Origin of the sequence: Mycolicibacterium sp. TUM20985, assembly GCF_030295745.1 — a bacterium.
Classification (GTDB): domain Bacteria; phylum Actinomycetota; class Actinomycetes; order Mycobacteriales; family Mycobacteriaceae; genus Mycobacterium.
Genome location: NZ_AP027291.1, coordinates 5,247,267 through 5,268,729 on the forward strand (window position 1 = coordinate 5,247,267; position 21,463 = coordinate 5,268,729).

General features: G+C 68.5%; 21 protein-coding genes. 11 read left to right on the forward strand and 10 right to left on the reverse strand.

From position 1 onward, the window contains the following. The first annotated feature begins 17 nt into the window (after positions 1-17). Complete coding sequence (locus QUE68_RS25680) at positions 18-686, forward strand: TetR/AcrR family transcriptional regulator (protein WP_284234888.1); 669 nt, start codon at positions 18-20, stop codon at positions 684-686. Here QUE68_RS25680 and QUE68_RS25685 read toward each other — a convergent pair. Continuing rightward, positions 667-1,827 carry an ABC transporter ATP-binding protein gene (locus tag QUE68_RS25685; protein WP_284234887.1) on the reverse strand — a complete coding sequence of 387 codons (1,161 nt, stop codon included), beginning with the start codon at positions 1,825-1,827 and terminating at the stop codon, positions 667-669. The genes QUE68_RS25680 and QUE68_RS25685 overlap by 20 nt on opposite strands. 10 nt (positions 1,828-1,837) lie before the next feature. Continuing rightward, positions 1,838-3,214 carry an aspartate aminotransferase family protein gene (locus tag QUE68_RS25690; protein WP_284234886.1) on the reverse strand — a complete coding sequence of 459 codons (1,377 nt, stop codon included), beginning with the start codon at positions 3,212-3,214 and terminating at the stop codon, positions 1,838-1,840. An 89-nt stretch (positions 3,215-3,303) separates the two neighbouring features. Here QUE68_RS25690 and QUE68_RS25695 point away from each other — a divergent pair, with 89 nt between their 5' ends. Genes QUE68_RS25695 through QUE68_RS25710 form a run of 4 tightly spaced genes read left to right on the forward strand, consistent with a single transcriptional unit; the run spans position 3,304 to position 7,549 of the window. Further along, positions 3,304-4,557, forward strand: a complete 1,254-nt coding sequence (locus tag QUE68_RS25695) for a polyamine ABC transporter substrate-binding protein (protein WP_284234885.1) — start codon at positions 3,304-3,306, stop codon at positions 4,555-4,557. Beyond that, entirely contained in the window at positions 4,515-5,468 is a 954-nt protein-coding gene (locus QUE68_RS25700) for an ABC transporter permease (protein WP_284229328.1), read from the forward strand. Before QUE68_RS25695 ends, QUE68_RS25700 begins: the two co-directional genes overlap by 43 nt. Further along, complete coding sequence (locus QUE68_RS25705; protein WP_284234884.1) at positions 5,465-6,346, forward strand: ABC transporter permease; 882 nt, start codon at positions 5,465-5,467, stop codon at positions 6,344-6,346. Before QUE68_RS25700 ends, QUE68_RS25705 begins: the two co-directional genes overlap by 4 nt. 51 nt (positions 6,347-6,397) lie before the next feature. Next, a complete protein-coding gene (locus QUE68_RS25710; RefSeq protein ID WP_284229332.1) occupies positions 6,398-7,549 on the forward strand; it encodes an aromatic ring-hydroxylating oxygenase subunit alpha in 1,152 nt (383 codons plus the stop codon). A 3-nt stretch (positions 7,550-7,552) separates the two neighbouring features. Here QUE68_RS25710 and QUE68_RS25715 read toward each other — a convergent pair whose 3' ends face one another. Together QUE68_RS25715 and QUE68_RS25720 are read right to left on the reverse strand one after the other, a co-directional pair. After that, positions 7,553-8,992 (reverse strand): M28 family peptidase, encoded by a 1,440-nt coding sequence (locus QUE68_RS25715; RefSeq protein WP_284234883.1) that lies wholly within the window; start codon positions 8,990-8,992, stop codon positions 7,553-7,555. Continuing rightward, positions 8,989-10,500 carry a M28 family metallopeptidase gene (locus QUE68_RS25720; protein WP_284234882.1) on the reverse strand — a complete coding sequence of 504 codons (1,512 nt, stop codon included), beginning with the start codon at positions 10,498-10,500 and terminating at the stop codon, positions 8,989-8,991. Before QUE68_RS25720 ends, QUE68_RS25715 begins: the two co-directional genes overlap by 4 nt. Positions 10,501-10,583: 83 nt before the next feature. On the opposite strand from QUE68_RS25720, the gene QUE68_RS25725 reads away from it, so the two are divergent. After that, a complete protein-coding gene (locus QUE68_RS25725; protein WP_284234881.1) occupies positions 10,584-11,330 on the forward strand; it encodes an SDR family oxidoreductase in 747 nt (248 codons plus the stop codon). A 12-nt stretch (positions 11,331-11,342) separates the two neighbouring features. Here QUE68_RS25725 and QUE68_RS25730 read toward each other — a convergent pair whose 3' ends face one another. Genes QUE68_RS25730 through thiO form a run of 5 tightly spaced genes read right to left on the reverse strand, consistent with a single transcriptional unit; the run spans position 11,343 to position 14,573 of the window. Beyond that, positions 11,343-11,816 (reverse strand): MarR family winged helix-turn-helix transcriptional regulator, encoded by a 474-nt coding sequence (locus QUE68_RS25730; protein ID WP_284234880.1) that lies wholly within the window; start codon positions 11,814-11,816, stop codon positions 11,343-11,345. A 13-nt stretch (positions 11,817-11,829) separates the two neighbouring features. Then, on the reverse strand, positions 11,830-12,591 hold the full coding sequence (locus tag QUE68_RS25735; protein WP_284236118.1) for an SGNH/GDSL hydrolase family protein: 762 nt from the start codon (positions 12,589-12,591) through the stop codon (positions 11,830-11,832). A gap of 11 nt (positions 12,592-12,602) precedes the next feature. Next, the gene (thiG, locus tag QUE68_RS25740; protein WP_284234879.1) at positions 12,603-13,358 is read right to left on the reverse strand and encodes a thiazole synthase; all 756 of its coding nucleotides are present in this window, start codon (positions 13,356-13,358) and stop codon (positions 12,603-12,605) included. A 1-nt stretch (position 13,359) separates the two neighbouring features. Then, positions 13,360-13,557, reverse strand: a complete 198-nt coding sequence (gene thiS, locus QUE68_RS25745) for a sulfur carrier protein ThiS (protein ID WP_284234878.1) — start codon at positions 13,555-13,557, stop codon at positions 13,360-13,362. Further along, entirely contained in the window at positions 13,554-14,573 is a 1,020-nt protein-coding gene (thiO, locus tag QUE68_RS25750) for a glycine oxidase ThiO (RefSeq protein ID WP_284234877.1), read from the reverse strand. Before thiO ends, thiS begins: the two co-directional genes overlap by 4 nt. A gap of 139 nt (positions 14,574-14,712) precedes the next feature. Between thiO and thiE the strand changes: the two genes are divergently transcribed. Beyond that, positions 14,713-15,393: a thiamine phosphate synthase gene (gene thiE, locus QUE68_RS25755; protein ID WP_284234876.1), complete on the forward strand. Its 681-nt coding sequence runs from the start codon at positions 14,713-14,715 to the stop codon at positions 15,391-15,393. Here thiE and QUE68_RS25760 read toward each other — a convergent pair. Next, complete coding sequence (locus QUE68_RS25760) at positions 15,377-15,883, reverse strand: NUDIX hydrolase (RefSeq protein WP_284229350.1); 507 nt, start codon at positions 15,881-15,883, stop codon at positions 15,377-15,379. The genes thiE and QUE68_RS25760 overlap by 17 nt on opposite strands. Positions 15,884-16,043: 160 nt before the next feature. On the opposite strand from QUE68_RS25760, the gene glnX reads away from it, so the two are divergent. From glnX to QUE68_RS25780, 4 genes are all read left to right on the forward strand, one after another. After that, positions 16,044-17,363, forward strand: coding sequence for a protein kinase G-activating protein GlnX (glnX, locus tag QUE68_RS25765; protein ID WP_284229352.1), 1,320 nt, complete (start codon positions 16,044-16,046; stop codon positions 17,361-17,363). Positions 17,364-17,395: 32 nt separating this feature from the next. Further along, positions 17,396-18,352, forward strand: a complete 957-nt coding sequence (locus QUE68_RS25770; protein WP_454786513.1) for a glutamate ABC transporter substrate-binding protein — start codon at positions 17,396-17,398, stop codon at positions 18,350-18,352. A 65-nt stretch (positions 18,353-18,417) separates the two neighbouring features. Continuing rightward, complete coding sequence (locus QUE68_RS25775) at positions 18,418-20,613, forward strand: serine/threonine-protein kinase PknG (protein WP_286275947.1); 2,196 nt, start codon at positions 18,418-18,420, stop codon at positions 20,611-20,613. An 80-nt stretch (positions 20,614-20,693) separates the two neighbouring features. Further along, positions 20,694-21,398 (forward strand): PAS and ANTAR domain-containing protein, encoded by a 705-nt coding sequence (locus QUE68_RS25780; RefSeq protein ID WP_284234873.1) that lies wholly within the window; start codon positions 20,694-20,696, stop codon positions 21,396-21,398. Positions 21,399-21,463 lie beyond the last annotated feature (65 nt).

Genomic DNA, 21,463 nt, shown 5'->3' on the forward strand with positions numbered 1-21,463 from the left:
GGAGGACCGGGAGCGATATGGCCGAACCCGCACCCGCGACGGAGAACAACGAGGCCCGTCGCACCGAAATGCTCGACGCCGCAGCAAGCCTGATCTGTGAACGCGGATTCGGCGAGACACGGATCGCCGACGTGGCCAAGCGCGCAGGGGTCAGCTCCGCACTCGTCATCTACTACTTCGGCACCCGTGACCGGCTGCTCGTCGACGCACTCCGCCACTCCGAGGAGTCGTTCTACGAAGCGGCCGAGAAGATGCTCGCCGAGGTCACCTCGACGCGGGAGCGGCTGTCGCTGCTGATCAAGTCGACGGTGATTCCGCAGGCCGACAACGAGATTCCCGGTGCCTGGGGCCTATGGCTGGACCTGTGGGCGCAAGCCTTCCGTCACGACGAGGTGAAGGCGGGCCGGGTCGAGCTCGACGCCCGCTGGCGCCAGATGATCGTCGACGCCATCAGGTCCGGTGAGGCCACCGACGAGTTGAGCGGCAAGGTCGACGCCAGGATGTTCGCCCTCGAGTTCGGTGCCCTGCTCGACGGTCTATCGATCCAGGTGGCGCTGGAGGATCCGGAGATCGACTCCAACGTCGCCTACGACATCGCGATGAGGTTCTGCGAACGCGAGCTGAATCTGCCTGCCCAAAAGCAGAAGCGCAAGCCCCCGGCCAAGCTCACGCCGAAGAAGGGCTGAGCGCCTCGTCCGCGATCGGGTCGGGCACCATCGAGGACGCACTGCGGTGCAACACCCGGACCGCGTCGTGCGCACAGACACACGTGACGGCCGCTCCCGGTGCATGGGTCACCGACGACGGGCCGGAGGCATTCGGGACCTCGACCACCAGCGCCGAAGCGGCCCCGACGTCGACGTGCACCTGCGTATACGAGCCGAGGTACACCACCTGGCTCACGGTGCCGCCGATCGCATTGTGGCTCAGGTGAACCGGTTCGTCGGCACCCTGCAGCGCGATCCGCTCCGGACGAATCACGATCGCCGCGGGACCCCTCGGCATCGAGTGCTCGACGACGGCGCTGAGTTCGGTGCCGAGCGCCGAGCAGATCGCCGCCGTGTCGGAGGCCTCGACCACCTCCGCGTCGAAGATGTTGGCAGCGCCCAGGAACTCCGCGACGAACGTGGTCGCGGGCGAGGAGTAGATCTCCTGCGGCGGACCAACCTGCTCCACCCGGCCGTCGGCCAACACCGCAATCTGGTCGCTCATCGTGAGCGCTTCCTCCTGATCGTGGGTGACGTAGACGAACGTGATGCCGACCTCGCGCTGGACGGCGCGCAGCTCGAGCTGTAACTGCCTGCGCAGCTTGGCGTCCAGCGCACCGAGCGGCTCGTCTAGGAGGAGCACGCGTGGCCGTAGCACCAGCGCCCGGGCCAGCGCGACCCGCTGCTGCTGACCGCCCGACAGCTGCGCCGGACGCCTCTTGGCCAGCGTGCCCATCTGCACGAGGTCGAGGGCTTCGTCGACGCGGCGCCGGCTCTCGTCGCGGGTGGCCTTCTGATATCTGAGCCCGAAGGCGACGTTCTCCGCGACGGTCATGAAGGGAAACAGCGCGTAGGTCTGGAAGACGGTGTTCACCGGGCGACGGTGCGGTGGATCGTTGACGACGTCGCGGCCGTCGAGTTCGATGCGGCCGGAGTCGGGCTTCTCGAAGCCGGCGATCATCCGCAGTGTCGTCGTCTTGCCGCAACCGGACGCCCCCAGCAGCGAGTAGAACTGGCCGGCGGGGATGTCGAGGTCGATACCGGTGACGGCGGGTACGCCGTCGAAGGCCTTGGCCAGCTGGTGCAGCCCGATGTGCCCACCCGTCGCGGCGGTCACCATCGACCCCCGATCAAGGAGCCACCGCCGCAGCCAGCCGCGCGAAGTTGCCGGTGAACCGGTCGACATCGGACTGGTCGTGCTGGACGGAGAGCAGCCATTGCTCCACCTTCCCCCATGGCGGCAGGAACACGCCGCCATTGTGCTGAATGAGCCAGTGCAGATGACCGAGCCGCGCGTCGACCGTGAGGAAGTCGCGGAACTCGCGGACGGGATCGCGGCGGAAGGTCACGCATCCCTTGGCGCCAACCGAGACGACGTGCCAGTCGAAGCCGTGGTCGGCGATCACCGCCTCCAGGGCTCCACGCATGCGGACGGCGAGGGCGTCGAGATGGCGGTAGTTGTCGTCGGTGAGCACTTCGGCCAGCGTGGCGCGGGTGGCGGCCATCGCCAGCGGATTGCCGTTGAAGGTGCCGACCTGTTCATAACGGCCATCGGCGATCGCTGACATCACCTCCGTGGTGCCGCCGATTGCGGCGACGGCGATCCCGCCGCCCAGTGCCTTTGCCAGACAAACCATGTCGGGTACGACCCCGGAGATCGCGGTGACACCACCGGGGCCGGTGGTGAAACCGGTCTTGACCTCGTCGAAGATCAGCAGGGCGCCGTCTCGGTGGACGAGCTCGCGGACGGCGGCGAGGTAACCGTCGTCGGGCCTGATGATGCCCGCGTTCATCATGATCGGCTCGAGGATCATCGCGGCCACCCGACCGCGGTGCTCGGCCAGCGCCCTGGCCACGGCCTCGGTGTCGTTGAACGGCACGACCACCACCAGGTCGCGGATGGCTGCCGGGATCCCCGAATTGCCGGGCACGCCGATGGGGTGGTCGCGTGGGCCGACCTCGTCGGGCTCCGGGAGCACCGACACCTGGACCGAGTCGTGGTGGCCGTGATAACAGCCCTCCACCTTGATGATGAGGTCACGGCCGGTGAGGGCGCGGGCGAGATGGACGGCGTCCATCGTGGCCTCGGTGCCCGAATTGGCGAACCGCCACAGCGGCAGGTCGAACCGACGGGCCAGTTCACCGGCGATCCAGATCGCATCCTCGGTGGGCTGGGCGAAGTGCGTGCCGCGCCGGACCCGGTCGCTGACCGCGGCCACGATCGCTGGATGTGCATGTCCTGCAATGGAAGCGCCGTAACCGCCGTGCATGTCGACGTACTGCGTACCGTCGACGTCGTACACCTTGGAGCCCTCGCCGTGACTCATCCAGACGGCCTGCGGCTCGGCGATCTGCCAGTTGGACGTCGCGCCGCCGGCGAGGTGTTCACGTGCCAGGGCGATCATCTCGGTGCTGCGCGGTTGACGACGCAGGAACGTCTGCTCCTCAGCGGCGATGAGTTCGTCCACCGCATCCGACACCTGGCTTTGCAGCACCGTCGAAGACACGGCGCACCTCCATCGCTAGCGGTTGACTGAGCATTCAGTCTATGCGAGAGTCCTATCACCGACAAGACGCGAACCTGCGGGAGGCCCACATGCCAGGCCAGAACTCGATGCCCGGCAGGCCCGGACCCAGCCGCCGCCAATTCCTCCAGCGCACCGCGATTCTCGCCGCCGCCGCACCCGGCCTCGGCGCCTTCCTGGCAGCATGCGCCAAGTCCGAACCGACGTCTTCGGGGCCTACCCTGACGATCGCGAAGCCGGACAGCCCGGTCAAATGGGACATCGCGGGCGACAACCAGCCGATCGCCGACGGCCTGGCCCCCGAACAGGGCGCCACCCTGAAGATCTACAACTACGCCGACTACCTCAGCCCCCAGGCCATCAAGGCCTTCGAGGACCAGTACGGCTGCAAGATCGAGGTATCGACGTTCAACGACGGCGACGAGGCGATCACCAAGCTGCGCAGCGGAGTCGACTTCGACATCTACAACGCCAACTACACCGAGATGAGCAGATTGGTCACGGGCGGACTGCTCCGCCCGCTGAACCACTCCTACGTTCCGAACATCACCAACGTGTGGCCGACGTTCACCAACCCCTGGTACGACCAGGGCTGGCAGTTCACCGTGCCCTACACCATCTACACCACCGGAATGGGTTGGCGCAGCGACCAAGTGCCGGCTGACATCGGTGCGCTGAAGAACCCGTACGAGTCGCTGTGGGACCCCGTCTACAAGGACAAGACGGCGATCATCGACGACTGGCACACCGCGATGGCGATGGTATTGCTCAAGCAGGGCATTACCGACGTCAACACCTCCTCGGCCGATGACCTGAAGATGGTCGGCGAACAGCTCAGCGCACTCGTGAAGGCCACGTCGCCGAAGGTCACCATCACCATGTACAGCGACATGCCCTCGGGGCAGATCGGGCTGTGCCAGATGTGGTCCGGCGACATCATCAACGCGCAGTCCTACCTCCCCGAGGGCGTAGGCACCGACATCCTGCAGTACTGGTTCCCCCAGGACGGTAAGGGTCTGGTGGACAACGACATGCTGGTCACCCTGAAGGGTGGGAAGAACCCGGTGCTTTCGCACCTCTTCCTCAACCACATGCTCGACCCCGCCGTGGCCAAGGAGAACTTCTCCGCCATCGGCTACCAACCGCCGCAGAACACCCTGACGGCCGATACGCTGATCGCCGAGGAGTTCATCCCCGAGAACCTGCGGTCGGCGATCGTGAAGCCGGAGTACTTCGACAGCGGGTACCGCCTGCTCGAACTCGACGCCGACAATGATGCGGCATGGCACAACGTCTGGAACGCGTTCAACGCCGGCGGGTCCTGACACCGGTGCTTCAGCGGTCGCGCGAGCCCAACGCCCGACTGTGGGCCGCCCTGGCCGTGCCGGGGATCGGCTGGCTGCTGCTGTTCTTCCTCGCGCCGCTCTACGTCGTCCTGGCCATCGTGTTCGGTCGCGTCGATCCGCTGTTCCGCACCGCCGTCCCGGTGTGGAACCCGTTGCAGTGGAACCCCTCTCAGTTCACGTACGTGCTGTCGCGGATAGGTCCCGGCGGCGTCTACTTCCCCGCCCTGATGCGCACCGTGCTCTACGTCGGCGCAGCGAGCATCCTGTGCCTGGCGATCGCCTTCCCGGTCGCCTACTACGTGTCCCGCCTGGCCGGCAGGCGCAAGGGTCTGTTGATCGCCCTCCTCATCGCACCGTTCTGGATCAGCTACATGATGCGAATGTTGGCCTGGGTCAATCTGCTTCAGAACGATGGGCTGGTCAATCGGCTGCTGAACTTCGGTGGGATCTTCGACGTCTCCGTCGACTGGCTCACCGGTCAGCCGGTCGTGGTCATCCTCGGGCTGGCCTACGGCTACGTCCCCTACATGATCCTGCCGCTGTACGCCGGGCTCGACCGGTTGTCCCAGCCGATGCTGGAGGCTGCCAGGGATCTCGGCGCCAGCCGGCTCTCGTCCTTCCTCCGCGTGACCCTGCCGTTGTGCCGTCCGACCATCTTGGCCGCGGTCCTGCTGACCTGCCTGCCGATGCTCGGTGACTACTTCACCAACGATCTGCTGTCTGCCTCCCCGAAGACCGCGATGGTCGGCAATCTGATCAACGACAGTGTGCAGGCACCCGGCCAGACCGGTCAGGCAGGCGCCTTCGTGATGCTGGTCCTGCTGGCCACGGTCCTGCCGATGATGTACTACGTCCGAGTGACGTTGCGCGGGGACGAGGTTCGGACGTGAGAGGCCCCGTCGCGTGGTTCCGCGATCCGTGGCGCCGGCCCCGGGTACTCGCCGGCATCACCGTCTTCTACCTGGTGTGGTCGCTGCTGCCGGTCCTCATCGCCGTCATGTTCTCCTTCAACGACGGCCGGTCCCGCACAAACTGGCAGGGCTTCTCGCTGCGCTGGTACTGGGGTGACCCGACGCGGTCCGTCTGGCACGACGCCAGCCTTCACACCGCGCTTCTGCAGACCTTGAAGCTCGGCGTGATCGCCACGTTGATCGCCGTCCCGCTCGGCGTGCTGTTCGCGATCGGCGTCGACCGGTGGCACGGGCGACTGCCGGCCGGGGCGAACGTGCTGATGCTCATCTCGTTCGTCATTCCCGAGGTACTGCTCGCCGTCGCACTCCTGTTCGTCATGACCAACCTGGCGTTGCCCATCGGGCTCGGGACGTCGGCCCAGGTGGTCGGTCTGGTGACCTACCAGGTGGCCTACCCCGCCGTTCTGGTGCGGGCCCGACTCGCCACCATCGGCAAGCAATACGAAGAGGCCGCAACGGATCTCGGCGCCGCTCCCCTAGGCTCGCTGTGGCGGGTGACGATGCCGATGCTGATGCCCGCCATCTTCGCGAGCACCGTCCTGGTGTTCGCCGACGTCATCGACGACTTCGTGCTGGTGCGCTACCTGTCCGCGGGGTCGTCGACCGAACCGGTGTCGGTGAAGATCTACAACACGGCCCGCGCCGCTCCGACCCCCGCCCTGAATGCGCTGGCCACCCTGCTGCTGCTCGCCGCCCTCGCCGCCGTCGTCATCGGGTATCTGGTGTACCGCAGGATGACCCGCGGTGACACCACCGCCGCCGATCGTGGCCTGGCCGCCTTCGCCGGGGAGGCCTGAACCCCGCGCGCTCCTATGGACCGGCCGCTCGCCACCGACTATCCTGACTGTATGTTCAAACAGTACGAGCCGGCACCCGTCCCCCCCGACGATCTGGCCGCCAGCCTGGCGCCGTTCGGGTCCTCGCGCATGCTGCCGCGCGAGGCCTACGTCGACCCGGCCGTATTCGCCTGGGAACAGCGCAACATCTTCTCGGGATGGACGTGCGTCGGCCACGCCAGTGACATGGCGGGGGTGGGCTCTCAGCGTGCCATCGGATCCGGCGCCAACGGAATGCTCTTGGTGCACGGCGATGACGGCGTCATCCGCGCCTTCGCCAACGTGTGCCGGCACCGCGGCCACGAACTCCTCGAGTGCGGCACGTCGGCAAAGCGGCGCGGCATCGTCTGCCCGTATCACTCGTGGTCCTACCGACTCGACGGCGGTCTGCGCCACGCACCGGGATTCAGCGATGACGCCGGTTTCGACCCCGGGCAGTTCGGCCTGACCGAGCTGCGCCTAATCACCTGGCACGGCTGGTTGTTTGCAGACGCCAGCGGCGAGGACGTCGAATTCGCCGAGCACGTCGCGGGTCTCGAGGACATCGTGAGCCCATACCGGCCCGAGGAACTGGTGATCGTCGACCGGCACTCCTACGAGCTGGCAACCAACTGGAAGGTGATCGCCGAGAACTATCAGGAGTGCTACCACTGTTCGACCATCCACCCCGAGCTGTCCAAGATCAGCCCACCGGACACCGGGGCCAACCTCGAGTTCGAGGGATCGTGGATGGGCGGGTGGATGTCGATGATCGAAGGCGCCGAGACCATGTCGTTCACGGGCAAGAGCGGCGGCGTGGCGATCCGCGGACTCTCCGAGCGCGAACTTCGCACCGTGATGTACCTCGTCGGGTTCCCCAACCTGCTCGTCAGCCTGCATCCCGATTACGTCATGACCCACGTGATGACACCGCTGGCCGCCGACCGCACTCACGTCGAGTGCGCGTGGGCCTTCCCGAAGGACGTTGCGGCGCAGCCGGATTTCGACCCGTCCTATGCCGTCGACTTCTGGGATCTGACCAACCGGCAGGACTGGGCGGCGTGCGAATCGGTACAGCGCGGCCTGAGTTCACCGCATGCACGGCCGGGCCCGATGGCTCCCGACGAGGACGGCGTCCATCAATTCGTCACGCGGGTCGCCAAGGCATATCAGGGTCGGCCATGACCGTCAGCCGCGGGCCGGCACCCCGTTCGGCCCCTCGGTCGAGTGCGCATAGGTGCCCACGGCGAAGGCGACCGCGGGGCCGGTGATCGACAGCGTGGCGCGGTCGACGTTGGCGATCGTGTCCCGGGGGCTCTGGTAGTTCGGGTCGAAGGGCACCCCGGCCCGACCACCCCACAGGCGGGCCTGCGTCGCCGACTTGCGTTGTGAGCCACCGGCGGTGATGCCGCCGATCGGTACCCCGGCACGCAGGAAGGCGCTGTAGTCACTCGCCAGCCCCAGCGGCTGGTCGGCCGGTCGCACGCCCGCGAGGTTCAGGTAGCCGGCCAGCGTCCGCTCCACACCCGCCGCCCCGGCGGGCACCCTCGCGGCGGGAACGTCGGGGTTGGCTTGACCGGACTGGTCGCCGTCGTAGGTGAAGTAGCCCGCGTTCGTCGAGCCCAGCGCCTCGAAGTCCAGATAGAGGGCGACGTCGTCGAGCCCGCCGCGGCCCAGGCTCGCCACGTAGTTCGTCGATCCTTGTAGACCGGTCTCGTGGGATCCCCAGAAGGCGAACCGCACCGCGTTGGTGACGTCCGGCGAACTACCCAGTTGCACAGCGGTTTCCAGGACCGCTGCGACGCCCGAGCCGTCCTCGTTGAGGCCCGGGCTGCTCACCGCGGAATCGAGGTTCGCCCCTGCGACCACCACGTTGTGCGGATCGCCCGTCTTGGTTTGCGCCAGCACGCTGCGCGACGTCACGACCGCGCCCTTGGCATCCAGGGTCAGTCGGACCGGCGCCGACGTGCGGCGCAGCTGCGCATCGGCGACCGCATCGATCACGGCGACCGGCGTGGTGAGCTGCCGGTAGTACCCCGGCGTGAACAGGCCCGCCGGGCTGCCGCCTTGTCCGGGATCGCTCACGACCAGCAGCCCCACCGCACCCTTTCCGACGGCCACGTTCTGCTTGTCGACGACGGAACAACCCTCGTCGTCGACGATGGCGATCGCCCCGCGCACGTTGACCGACCCGTAGTCGCCCACACTGCAACCGGACGCGCGCTGCGGCCGCAGGGTGACGGCGCTGAGCCCGCCCGGCGCTGTGGTCACCAGCAGCGAGGCCTGATCGACGGGAAGGCTCCGACCCGACACGACGAGGGTGGGCCGCCCTGGTGACGCCATGGCGAGCCGCTCGAATTCCGGCGTCTGGACGTCGAAGCCGTTGTCCCGCAACGCCTTGGCGACGTAGTCCACGCTGGCGGCGAAGCCGGGGGTGCCGTCGGCCCTGCTGTTCCCGTTGGCGGCGGCGATGTCCGCCAAGTTCTCCAGCTGCCCGTACATACCGTCGGCGGTCACCTTCGCTGCCAGCTCGCGAGCGGGATCCGCGGCGGGTGGCGGCGGCGGCGCGGGGGCCGACGAGCAGGCGGCGACCAGCAATACGCCGGCCAGCGCCCACACCGCTCTCACGATTCGGAGACCAGGTGCCGCGTGCGGTCGGCGCGGGCGGGTACGCCGTTGCGCCCACTCTGATCCTGGGCGTACAGACCGATCGCGTAGGCCACCCCCTTGCCCTGAATGCCGAGCGCGGTGTCGTCGAGATTGGCGAACGTGTCCGAATTCTTGTGGTAGTTGGGATCGAACGGTTGATCCGCCGCGCCGCCCCAGAGATCGGCCTCCTCGCCACTCATCTTCTCCTCGGCACCGGAGAACAGCCCGCCGGCCGGGATCCCCGCCTGAGTGAAGGCGTCGTAGTCCGAGCGCCCGTCGAAATCGGTGTCGCGCGCCTCCTTGCCCGAATCGTCGAGATATCTCGACAGCATCCGCTCGATCCCCGCCGAGCCCTCCGGAACCCGCGGCACGCTGTCCGACCGGGGCGCGGACTGGTCACCGTCGTAGGTGAAGTAGCCCGGGTTCGGGGAGGCCAGCATGTCGAAGTTGAGGTACAGCGCGATGTCCTTGAGGCCCTCGACGTCGAGGGTCTTCACGTACTCGTCGGACCCCACCAGGCCCTCCTCCTCGGCCGCCCAGAAGGCGAACCGGACCGCGTTCTTCACCTGCGGTGAACTACCCAGTTGCACAGCGGTTTCCAGTACCGCGGCCGAACCGGAGCCGTTGTCGTTGATGCCGGGCCCCTCCGGGACGCTGTCGAGGTGCGCGCCTGCCATCACCACGTTCTCGGTCGAGCCCGTCTTGGTCTGGGCGACGACGTTACGGGTGCGGTCGGTGCGGACGCCCGCGTCGAGAGCGACTGTCGCTGCGGCAGGGTTGGCCCGCAGCCGGGCGCCGTCGGACTTGGAGATGCTGACCACGGGAATCTTGACGTCGACGTCCTCCCCCAGCGTCCCGCCGCCGATGTCGTCCCCCTCGACGTTGTTCGCGACGACCAGCGCGGCCGCCCCTCGTTCGGCGGCCATGGTCTGCTTCGTCCCGAACGGGCACGCCCCGCGGTCGACCAACACGATCGCGCCCTTGACGTCCAGACCGTCGTAGTCCGACGCGGCGCAGCCCGGCTTCGGGCCGGTGCGGGCCGGCACCAGCGGTCCGCTGACCCCGCCCTGCGACGTTCCGACCGTGTACTGCAGCGGCGCAGCCTTCACGCGCTGGCCCCCGACGGTGACGACGGGCTCGCTGGCGAACGGAATCCGCACCTCGAAGTCACCGGTCTGGACGTCGAAACCCTTGTCCCGCAATGTCTGAGCGATGTAGTCGACGCTGGCGTCGTAGCCGGGCGTACCCAGGGCCCGGTTGCCGCCGTTGGCGTCGGCGATCTCCTGCAGCTTCTTGAGGTGCCCCAGCATCGCATCGGTGGCGACCCGGTCCCGGAGTGCCGCCGCGAACTCCACAGCCGGCGCAGAGGCGGCGTCGGGCACTGCCGAGGGGGCCGGCGGGGCGGACTGCTTCCCACATCCGCCCACGGCCGCCGCGCACACGACCGTCATGAAGCCTGCCAGTACCGCCCGAGATCTCCGCTGCATGGTCACAACGTTAGTCAAGCGCGGGAATGAACCCCGCCACCGTGCCGTTCGATTTAGGTGACACATCACGCAAAGGAGTACTCATGGGATCACTCGACGGTAGGAATGCTCTCGTCACCGGCGGCACGGCGGGTATCGGGCTCGCTTCGGCACGCGCCCTCGCCGAGGCGGGTGCACACGTGTTCCTCACCGGTCGCAACCAGTCGACCATCGACGCGGCAGTCGCGTCGATCGGGCCGTCGGCGACCGGAATCCGCAGCGACGTGAGCGACGTGACGCAGCTCGACGCCATCGTCGACGCAGTGACCGCACACGGTGGCGGTCTGGACGTCGTGTTCACCAACGCCGGTGGCGGTGAGTTCGCCACGCTGGAGGACGTGACGGTCGAGCACTTCCTCGACACCTTCAACCGCAACGTCGCAGGGACGCTCTTCACCGTGCAGAAGGTACTGCCGCTGCTCAACTCCGGCGCCTCGATCATCCTGTCGGGATCGACGTCCGCGTCCAGGGGGATCCCCGCGTTCGGCGTATACGCCGCCTCCAAGGCTGCCGTCCGCTCGTTCGGCCGGACGTGGGCCGCGGAACTGGCGGGCCGGGGTATCCGGGTGAACACCCTGGTGCCGGGTCCGGTGGAGACCCCCGGCCTCGTCGGCCTGGCTCCCAGCGGCGGGGAGAAGGAACTGTTGGAGAGCCTGACCGCCGACGTGACACTGGGTCGCATCGGGCAGCCGGAGGAGATCGGCGCCGCCGTGGTCTTCCTCGCGTCGCCGGCGAGCAGCTTCATGACGGGAAGCGAAATGTTCGTCGATGGCGGCGAAGTCCAGACCTGACGGCTCCCACCCTCACTCCGGCGTCGGCAGCGTGCCCTCGCGCAGAATGGTCTGGTAGACCCCACCCAACAGGTCGCCCAGTTCTTCGACCTGCTCGTCATCGAGGTCGGAGAAGAACAACGTGCGTACCCACGCCACGTGCTTGGGCGCCGCGGTCTCGAGAGTCGTGATCCCCGCCTCGGTCAGCCACGCATCGGTGGCCCTGCCGTCGGTGTCTGACTGAACCCGGTCGACGAGACCTCGCGCGGCCATGCGCCGGAGGTGGTGGGACAACCGACTGCGCTCCCAGCCGATGAGGGTGGCGAGCTGCGAGAGCCGCAATCGCCGCCCCGGCGCCCCGGATAGGGCATTCAGGACCGTGTAGTCGGCCAGCGACAGCCCGCACTCGGCCTGGAGCTGCCGGTTCATCTCGAACTCCAACCGGTGATACACCCGCATGTAGTGAAGCCAGGTCCGCCCCTGCGACGGTGTCAACCACACGCTCATGTTGGCCCCGGCCTCAGGTCGGCCGGCTGGTGATCAGATCGGCCACCGCCCGCATGCCCGCCGCGTTGGGATGCAACGGCACCACCCGGCCCGGCATTGGTAGTCCGACGCGGGTCGTCCAGGGATCGTCGGACCACGCATGATGGTCCCGGCTGGCCTGGGCGGCCCGGATCCACTCGCACCCCGTCTCCGCGGCCGCTTCGCCCGTGAGTCGTTCGAGCGTGTCGGCGATGCGGCGGCCGAGGGCGGCGTCGAGACCGGTCAACGGCGGGGCCGGCGTTCCCGCGGGCGGCAGCAGCGTCAGGTAGTCGACGAACAACACCAACGCGTGCGGGGCCCGCTCCCGAACTGCCCTGCCCACATCCTTGAGAGACTGCCCGACCGCGACCAGGGCACGGTCCCGGGCGCTCGGGTCGAGTCGCCCACCCACCACGCCACCGATGACGGGCAGCGATCGCGTCCACCGCGGCAGACCCGCCGCGAAGAGCATCGGAACGTAGCCGGCGTCATTACCGCCGATGGTCACCGTGACCAGGCTCTCCGAGCCGTCGAGCGCGTCGATCTGCGGCGGCGCCCCGCGCTGCCGTTCGGACAGCACGTTCGCCGTGGTGGCGCCGGAGAACGTGACGTCGACGAGGTGGTAGGAGAGGCGTTCGGCGACGAGGTGGGGATAGTTGGCGGCCGAGCGGCCAGCGCCGAAGGGTGCATTCGTGGCCTTCGGCCTGATCCCGGGCCCCGCCGCCATCGACGAACCCAGCGCGACGTAGCGCTTCACCGGGCGATCTCTCACCGGGCCGGGCTGGAGGCCTGTGCCCAGAACCGCTTCGGGATCCGGCCCGCCTGGCGCGCCAGCCTGCCCGCGGTGACCGCCGCCGCCATCGCGGCTGCCATCATCGCCGGGTCGGCGGCCCTGGTGACGGCGGTCGCCAGCAGCACGGCGTCACACCCGAGCTCCATCGCCTGCGCCGCGTCGGACGCGGTGCCGATGCCTGCGTCCAGGACCACGGGCACGCCGGCCCGCTCGACGATCATCTCGATGTTGTGCGGATTGGCGATGCCCAGCCCGGTGCCGATCGGCGAGCCCAGCGGCATCACCGCGGCGCACCCGATGTCCTCCAGTCGTCGCGCCAGCACCGGATCGTCGTTCGTGTAGGCCATCACGATGAACCCGTCATCGACCAATTGCTCGGCCGCCGTGACCAATTCGACGCCGTCGGGCAGTAGCGTGCGCTCGTCGGCGATGACCTCGAGCTTGACCCAGTCGGTCTTCAGCGCCTCGCGGGCCAGTTGCGCGGTCAGCACCGCCTCAGCCGCCCCGCGGCACCCCGCCGTGTTCGGCAGCGGCGTGATGCCGAGCCGGTTCAGCAGATCCAGTACGCCGGTGCCGCCGTCCGCGTCGACCCGGCGCATCGCGACGGTGGTCAACTCGGTGCCCGACGCGACGAGCGCCTCCTCGAGCACCGCGAGGTTGGCCGCGCCGCCGGTGCCGAGGATCAGCCGCGACCCGAAACTGCGGCCCGCGATGGTCAACTTGGAATCCATCTCAGCCACCCTGCACCGCCGTCACGACCTGTACCTTCGCTCCATCGGTGAGCGCCACGTGCCACTCGGAGCGCGGGATCACCGCCCAGTCCACCGCCACGGCGATGCCCTTGTCGGGCACGCCAAGTCGGCTCAGGAGGTCCGCGACGGTGGTCGGCTCGTCGAGCTCCATGGATTCGTCGTTCACCACGACCTTCACGCGGGCACCCCCACCTTCAACTCGGCCGCGATCGTGGCCGCGGTCCACGGCGCCAACAGGAAACCCGATCTGCCGTGACCCGCTGCCACCAGCGTGCGGTCGTCGAGCCGGCCGACCAGCGGCAGGTTGTCGGGGGTCATCGGTCGCAGGCCCGCCGCGCATTCTGCGAGCTCGTACTCACCGAGCGCGGGCATGACCTCGCATGCGTCGTCGAGCAGTTCGCGGACACCCGCGACGGCGGGCGCGGTGTCGTGCCCGTGCTCGTACTGCGTCGCGCCGACAACCACACCGTCGGCGCGGGGCACCAGGTAGACCTGGCGACCATGCACTCTGGCTCGGATTACCCTCTGCGGCAACGGCATACAGCCCCGTCGCCAGCGCAGCCGCAGTACCTCACCCTTGACGGGACGGATCGGCAGCCCGGGCCACAGCGCGGGGGCGCCGATACCGTTGGCGATCACGACCGCCTCGGCGTCGCGGGTCTCCTCCAACGACTGCACCGGCGGCGCCCACGACACCCCGAGTTCATCGCAATGCGCCGTCAGCGCCTCGAGCACGGCCCGGTTGTCGACGGCCAGCTCGGTTTCGGCGACGAATCCATGCCGGATGCCCTGAGCCAGGAGGGGCTCCACGTCGCGCGCCGCCCTGGTCATGGTGACCGGGTGCCCTTGGGCGGCAAGCCATTCACCGGTGGTGGCCAGGTCTGCCGCGTCGGCTCGATCCACCGCGACCACCAGCGACTCCCTGGCGGTGACGACGTTCGACGGCAGCCCGTCGAGGAAGTCGGTGCGCCACATCTCGAGTGACGCCAACCCGATCCGAAGCAACTGCTCCTCACCGGGCCAGGCCTCGCTGTGGGGCGCGAGCATGCCGCCGGCCACCCAGGACGCGCCATGTGCCTCGGTACGGTGAACGCGCACTGACCGCCCGTCGAGCGCGGCCCGACGGGCCACCGACAGCCCTATGACGCCGCCGCCGATGACTGCGAGCTCTGGCCCCGTCCGATGCGTCCCCAAGTCCCTTTCCTTCCTACGCCGGCATGATCCGGTTCAGGTGTGACGGTAAGGGTGTCGACCGCACCCACTCTCAGCCCCCGATTCCGGGACTCCCGTGTCGCTGTCTCGAGCCTACTCGCCGCTCGCTAACGTTCGTCGTGTGCGTGAAACCCTGCCGCCACCCCAGCGCCTCGCGACCGCCCGGCTCTACCTGTGCACCGACGCCCGGCGCGAACGCGGCGACCTGGCCGAGTTCGCCGATGCGGCGCTGGCCGGTGGAGTCGACGTCATTCAGCTCCGCGACAAGGGGTCCGCCGGCGAGAAGCAGTTCGGTCCGTTGGAGGCTCGCGGCGAGCTCGCCGCACTCGACGTGCTGGCCGACGCAGCGCACAGGCACGGCGCCCTCTTCGCCGTCAACGACCGTGCCGACATCGCCAGGGCCGCCGGTGCGGACGTCCTCCACCTCGGCCAGGACGACCTGCCGCTGGCGGTGGCCCGCGCCGTCATCGGGGACGGCCCGCTGATCGGGCGCTCTACCCACGACCTCGACCAGGTGCGCAACGCCGCCGGTGAGGACGCCGACTACTTTTGCGTCGGGCCCTGCTGGCCCACCCCGACCAAGCCGGGCCGGACGGCGCCGGGACTCGACCTCGTCCGCGCCGCGGCGGAGCTGGAGACCGACAAGCCATGGTTCGCGATCGGTGGCATCGACGCCGATCGACTGTCCGAAGTGCTCGACGCGGGGGCGCGACGGATCGTGGTGGTGCGGGCGATCACCGCGGCCGACGACCCCGCCGCGGCCGCCCGCGCGTTGAGGGCGGCGGTCACGGCTCGCGATTGACCTCGAGCGGCAACGTGGCCGAGGTGGTGCGCAGCAGCTCCCAGCTCGCGGCGAAGCCTGGGTGCAGGGGAAGGTCGAGCACGTCGTCCTCGGCCACCCAGCGCAGTTCGGAGCTCTCGCGGTTGGGCACCGTCCGCAACGGCTCCGCCGCGTCGGCGATCACCGTCGTGTAGCTCCAGTAGGAACCCTTGGCTCCCACGACCGTCGCGGTGATCACCGTCGTGCGAACCACCAGCTGGTCGGAGGTGAGGCCGGCCTCCTCGTGCGCTTCGCGGATGGCCGCCTGCTCGACGGTCTCGTGGCTGTCGCGAGCACCCCCGGGCAGGCTCCAGGTCCCGCCCTGATGACTCCACGGCGCGCGGTGCTGCAGCAAGACCGTGGCGCCTCCGCCGGGGCTCGGGGCGCGCAACAGCAGACCCGCTGCACCGTGGCGACCCCAGAAGGGCACGCCGTCCTCCGACAAGACCCAGCCGTCACCGTCGCCACGCACGGGTTCAGGATAGGGCTCTCCGGCGTCATCGGGCGCGGTCGAAGATGGCCGGTGCCAACGGTGTCGATCATTGTCCCGCGCGTCCCGCGCCCTGCTCTTAGAATTCCTTTACAGTTGGGAAGCCGGGAAAGAAGCAGCGAAAGCAGAGGTCCGCGCACAGGTGACTGTGGAGTTAGCGCACCCATCCACCGAGCCCCTTGCGTCCCGCTCGCAGACCAGGCCCGCGCATCCGCGGTGGTGGTTCCTCTGGACCACGCCCGGCCGCATCCTGGTGATCGGCTTCGTCCTCTCCGCCCTGGTCATCGCCTGCGCCTTCGCCACGTCGACGACCATCAACGGCCGTCAGCAGGCCCTCTCCAGGGTTCTGGACCACACCGAACCGCTGTCGTTCGCCGCCGGTCAGCTCTACACCACCCTGTCGGTCGCTGACGCCGCCGCAGCGACGGCCTTCATCTCGGGTGCCGAGCCCCGGGCCGTCAGGCAGCGCTACGAACAAGCCATCACCGACGCCTCGGTCGCGGTGACCCGCGCGTCGAGCGGCCTCACCGACGCGGAGATGGTCCAGCTGCTCGGTCGGGTCAACGCCCAGCTGGCCGTCTACACCGGGCTGGTCGAGACGGCGCGCACCAACAACCGGGCGGGCAATCCCGTCGGGTCGTCGTATCTGTCCGAGGCCTCGTCGCTCATGCAGACGCAGATTCTCCCCGACGCCCAACGGCTGTACGAGCGGACCTCCGCACAGGTCGACGTGGAGACCACCGCGTCCACCCGAATTCCGGCGCCGGTCATCCTGGTGGTCCTCGCGACCCTGATGTTCGGCGCCTTCGCCAACCGGTGGCTGTCGCGGCGGACCCGCCGACGGGTGAACATCGGGTTCGTCGCGGGCGGGCTCGCGGTACTCATCATGATCGTCTGGGTGGGAACGGCCCTGACGATTTCCACCGCCGACAGCCGCAGCGCCAAGAGCACCGCCGCCGAGTCGCTCAAGACCGTCACCACCATGGCTATCACCGCTCAGCAGGCCCGCGCCGACGAGACGCTCTCCCTCATCCGCCGCGGTGACGAGGGCGTCCGCAAGCAGTCCTACTACCAGCGCATCGACACCATGCAGCGTCAACTCGCCGACTACCTGGACCGCGATGACGCCATCGACAAGGCCGACCTGGCCGATGCCGAGCAACTGCTGCGACGCTGGCGGGCCGCCGACGACCGGATCAACGCCTACATCGCGGTGGGCAACTATCAGGCCGCCACCCAGGTCGCCCTCGGCACCGGCGAAGACGACTCCACGCCCGCCTTCGACAAGCTCGACGCCGCCCTGACGAAGGGTATCGGCGAGAGCCGCCAGCAGTTGCGCAACGACATCGTCAACGCGCGGCGCGTGCTGTCCGGCGCGACCGTCGGCGCGGCGGTGCTCAGCATCATCGCGGCAATCGCGGTGGCGCTCGGGCTGTGGCCACGGTTGAGTGAGTACCGATGAGCGTTTGCGCGAAGAGCATGAATCAGATGACGATGTGCACGCGCCTCGTGGCCGCCCTCGCGGTGGGCCTGATGGTGGTCGGCTGCAGCCAGACCGCGCCCGCCGTCAACGTGCCGAGCGTGACACTCGCCCCGCCCACGCCCGCCGGCATGACCGAGATCGCCCCTGAGCCGGCCCAGCTACCCGTCGACGACGATGACGACTGCACCGCCAGCCTGAGGCCGTTCCCCACCAAGGCCGAGGCCGACGACGCCGTCACCAACATCCGCAACCGCGGCAGGCTCATCGTTGGGCTCGACATCGGCAGCAATCTGTTCAGCTTCCGCGACCCCATCACCGGTGAGATCACCGGGTTCGACGTCGACATCGCCGGTGAGGTCGCCCGCGACATCTTCGGCACCCCATCACAGGTCGAGTACCGCATCCTGTCGTCGGCCGACCGGGTCGCCGCGCTGCAGAACAACCAGGTCGACATCGTCGTCAAGACCATGAGCATCAACTGCGCGCGCAAGGCGTTGGTGAACTTCTCCACCGAGTACCTGTCGGCCAATCAGCGGATCCTGGCACCCCGCGACTCGGCGATCACCCAGGCCTCCGATCTGGCGGGCAAGCGGGTGTGCGCGGTGAAGGGCACGACGTCGCTGGAGCGGATCCAGCAGATCACCCCGCCACCCGTCATCGTCGAGGTCGTGACGTGGGCCGACTGTCTGGTCGCGCTGCAGCAGCGCCAGGTCGACGCCGTGAGCACCGACGACTCCATCCTGGCCGGGCTGGTCTCGCAAGATCCGTATCTGCACATCGTCGGGCCGTCGATGGCCAAGGAGCCCTACGGCATCGGGATCAACAAGGAGAACACCGGCCTGGTGCGGTTCGTCAACGGCACCCTCGAGCGGGTTCGCCGCGACGGCACGTGGAATACGTTGTACCGCAAGTGGTTATCGGTGCTCGGTCCTGCTCCCGCCCCGCCCGTGCCGAGGTACGTGGACTAGTGACCACCCCGGAGTGGCACGACGAGACACCCGACGAGGGCCCAGGCACCCAGCCGGCCGACGCCATGGCGTACGACTCGCTGGCGACCATGCGGCCGATGGCGACCCAAGCCGTCTTCCGGCCGAACTTCGACGACTCGGAGGATGCGTCGGTCGGCAGCGTCGAAACCGAACCGCACGAACAGACGACCATGTTGACCCGGCAGTGGTCGCCCATCCGTCGGCTCGGCGGCGGTCTGGTCGAGGTGCCGCGCGTGCCGGAACGCGACCCGCTGGAAGCCCTGATGACCAATCCGGTGGTCGCCGAGGCGAAGCGGTTCTGCTGGAACTGCGGTAAGCCGGTCGGCCGCTCCACCTCCGACGGCGAGGCCCTGTCCGAGGGCTGGTGCCCACACTGCGGCAGCGCGTATTCCTTTCTCCCGCAACTGAGTCCCGGCGACATGGTCATCGATCAGTACGAGATCAAGGGTTGCATCGCCCACGGCGGTCTCGGCTGGATCTACCTGGCCTTCGACAAGAACGTCAACGATCGGCCCGTCGTGCTCAAGGGTCTGGTGCACTCCGGTGACGCCGAGGCACAGTCGATCGCGATGGCCGAGCGGCAGTTCCTCGCCGAGGTCACCCACCCGGGGATCGTGAAGATCTTCAACTTCGTCGAACACGACGACAAGAACGGTGATCCCGTCGGCTACATCGTCATGGAGTACGTCGGCGGGACGTCGCTCAAACAGGCCAAGGGACAAAACCTTCCGGTCGCGCAGGCCATCGCGTACATGCTCGAGATCCTGCCAGCGCTGGGCTACCTGCACTCCGTCGGGCTGGTGTACAACGACCTGAAGCCCGAGAACATCATGGTCACCGAGGAGCAGCTCAAGCTGATCGACCTCGGCGCGGTGTCGCGGCTGAACTCGTACGGCTTCCTCTACGGCACCCCGGGGTACCAGGCACCCGAGATCGTCAAGACGGGACCGACGGTCGGGACCGACATCTATACGGTGGGTCGCACCCTCGCCGCGCTGACGCTGGACCTGCGCACCCGCAACGGCCGCTACGACGACGGCCTCCCCGATGACGATCCCGTTCTGGCCCAACACGATTCGTTCGGTCGGTTGCTCAGTCGGGCCATCGACCCCGACCCGCGCCGGCGGTTCGGCAGCGCCGAGGAGATGGCGGGGCAGCTGATCGGCGTACTGCGCGAGGTCGTCGCCAAGGACTCCGGCATGCCGCGGCCAGGGTTGTCCGCGGTGTTCAGCCCGTCTCGTTCGACCTTCGGCGTCGATCTCCTGGTCGCCCACACCGACGTGTACCTCGACGGGCAGGTGCACTCCGAGAAGCTGACCGCCCAGGAGATCGTCCGAGCGTTGCAGGTGCCGCTGGTCGACCCCGCCGACGTCGGTGCGGCGGTGTTGTCGGCGACCGTGCTCAGCCAGCCGGTGCAGACGCTCGACTCGCTGCGGGCCGCGCGCTACGGATCGCTGGATTCCGATGGCGGCGTCGATCTCTCGGAGTCGGTCGAGCTGCCGCTGATGGAGGTGCGGGCGCTGCTGGACCTCGGCGACGTGGCCAAGGCCAACCGCAAACTCGACGATCTGTGCGAGCGCGTCGGGTGGCGCTGGCGTCTGGTGTGGTTCCGCGCGGTCGCCGAATTGCTCTCCGCCGATTACGAATCGGCCACCAAGCACTTCACCGAGGTGCTCGACACCCTGCCCGGCGAACTCGCCCCCAAGCTGGCGCTGGCGGCGACCGCGGAGCTCAGCGGTTCCGCCGACGAGAACACCTTCTACAAGACGGTGTGGAACACCGACAACGGCATCATCTCCGCGGGATTCGGCCTGGCCCGGGCGCAGTCCGCGAACGGCCAGCGCGACGAGGCGGTCACCACCCTGGACCAGGTACCGCCCACCTCCCGGCACTTCACCACCGCGCGGCTCACCAGCGCCGTCACGCTGCTGTCCGGGCGCTCGGGCAGTGAGATCACCGAGCCGCAGATCCGCGATGCCGCCCGGCGCGTTGAGGTGCTGCCCGACACCGAACCCCGGGTACTGCAGATCCGCGCACTGGTGCTCGGTACCGCGATGGACTGGCTGGCCGACAACACCGCGAGCACCAATCACATCCTCGGCTTTCCCTTCACCGAGCACGGTTTGCGGCTGGGCGTCGAGGCCTCCCTGCGCGGGCTGTCCCGCGTCGCCCCGACCCAGGAACACCGGTACGCGCTGGTCGATTTGGCCAACAGCGTGCGGCCGATGAGTACCTTCTAGCCGACTGCGGACCTCACGCACCGGTGACGTCGACGTCAGTTAGCGCGCGGGTCCGCGCGTAGCACGGTTATCCTTCGGCCATGGCCGAGACCCCGCCGGACGATGCCAGTCCCTGGCTCGAAGAGGTCTCGGCTCGCGCACCCGACTCCCTGCTGGTCGGGTGGTTCCGGTTCTACTTCGCCGACGAGCGCTGGGAGTGGTCTGCCGAGACCGCGCGCATCCACGGCTACGAGCCCGGCACCGTGACGCCGACCACGGAGCTGGTCATGTCGCACAAGCATCCCGACGACCTCGCCAGGTTGGCGGCTCACCTCGACACCGTGCGGCGCACCCACGAGGCGGTCAGCACCCGGCACCGCATCATCGACGCGCAGGGACGCACCCGCGAGGTCGTCGTGGCCGGGCTGGAGGTCGTCGAGGACAATGTGGTAATCGGCACGTCGGGGTTGTACATCGACGTCACGCCGACCGCGCGGGCGGTCCAGGACTCGGTTCGTACCCGCGAGCGGGCGCTCACCGACAAACTCGCCGTCGTCGTCGACGGGCGCGCGTCCATCGATACCACCAAGGGCATGCTGATGCTGATCTACGGCATCGACGCCGAAAAGGCCTTCGGCCTGCTCAAGTGGCGGTCCCAGGAGACGAACGTCAAGCTGCGCGTGCTCGCCGCGCAACTGGCCGAGGAGTTCCTCGCGGTCACCAACGACGGACAATTGCCACAGCGGGCGGCCTTCGATGCGATCTTCCTCACCGCGCACGAGCGGCTTCCGCAGACACCGGCGTAGCCGGCGGGGTCGTCATTTGGCGTCGGCGATACCCGTGATGTCGGCGCGTACGGCCAGAACGCTAC

Excerpts from the sequence above, each read along its gene's own strand:
- QUE68_RS25710 (WP_284229332.1), top strand. The coding sequence starts at position 6,398 with ATGTTCAAACAGTACGAGCCGGCACCCGTCCCCCCCGACGATCTGGCC.
- QUE68_RS25770 (WP_454786513.1), top strand. The coding sequence starts at position 17,396 with ATGTGCACGCGCCTCGTGGCCGCCCTCGCGGTGGGCCTGATGGTGGTC.
- QUE68_RS25720 (WP_284234882.1), bottom strand. The coding sequence starts at position 10,500 with ATGCAGCGGAGATCTCGGGCGGTACTGGCAGGCTTCATGACGGTCGTG.
- QUE68_RS25725 (WP_284234881.1), top strand. The coding sequence starts at position 10,584 with ATGGGATCACTCGACGGTAGGAATGCTCTCGTCACCGGCGGCACGGCG.
- QUE68_RS25680 (WP_284234888.1), top strand. The coding sequence starts at position 18 with ATGGCCGAACCCGCACCCGCGACGGAGAACAACGAGGCCCGTCGCACC.
- QUE68_RS25700 (WP_284229328.1), top strand. The coding sequence starts at position 4,515 with ATGGCACAACGTCTGGAACGCGTTCAACGCCGGCGGGTCCTGACACCG.
- QUE68_RS25730 (WP_284234880.1), bottom strand. The coding sequence starts at position 11,816 with ATGAGCGTGTGGTTGACACCGTCGCAGGGGCGGACCTGGCTTCACTAC.
- QUE68_RS25695 (WP_284234885.1), top strand. The coding sequence starts at position 3,304 with ATGCCAGGCCAGAACTCGATGCCCGGCAGGCCCGGACCCAGCCGCCGC.
- QUE68_RS25685 (WP_284234887.1), bottom strand. The coding sequence starts at position 1,827 with ATGGTGACCGCCGCGACGGGTGGGCACATCGGGCTGCACCAGCTGGCC.
- QUE68_RS25780 (WP_284234873.1), top strand. The coding sequence starts at position 20,694 with ATGGCCGAGACCCCGCCGGACGATGCCAGTCCCTGGCTCGAAGAGGTC.
- thiG (WP_284234879.1), bottom strand. The coding sequence starts at position 13,358 with ATGGATTCCAAGTTGACCATCGCGGGCCGCAGTTTCGGGTCGCGGCTG.
- QUE68_RS25775 (WP_286275947.1), top strand. The coding sequence starts at position 18,418 with ATGGCGTACGACTCGCTGGCGACCATGCGGCCGATGGCGACCCAAGCC.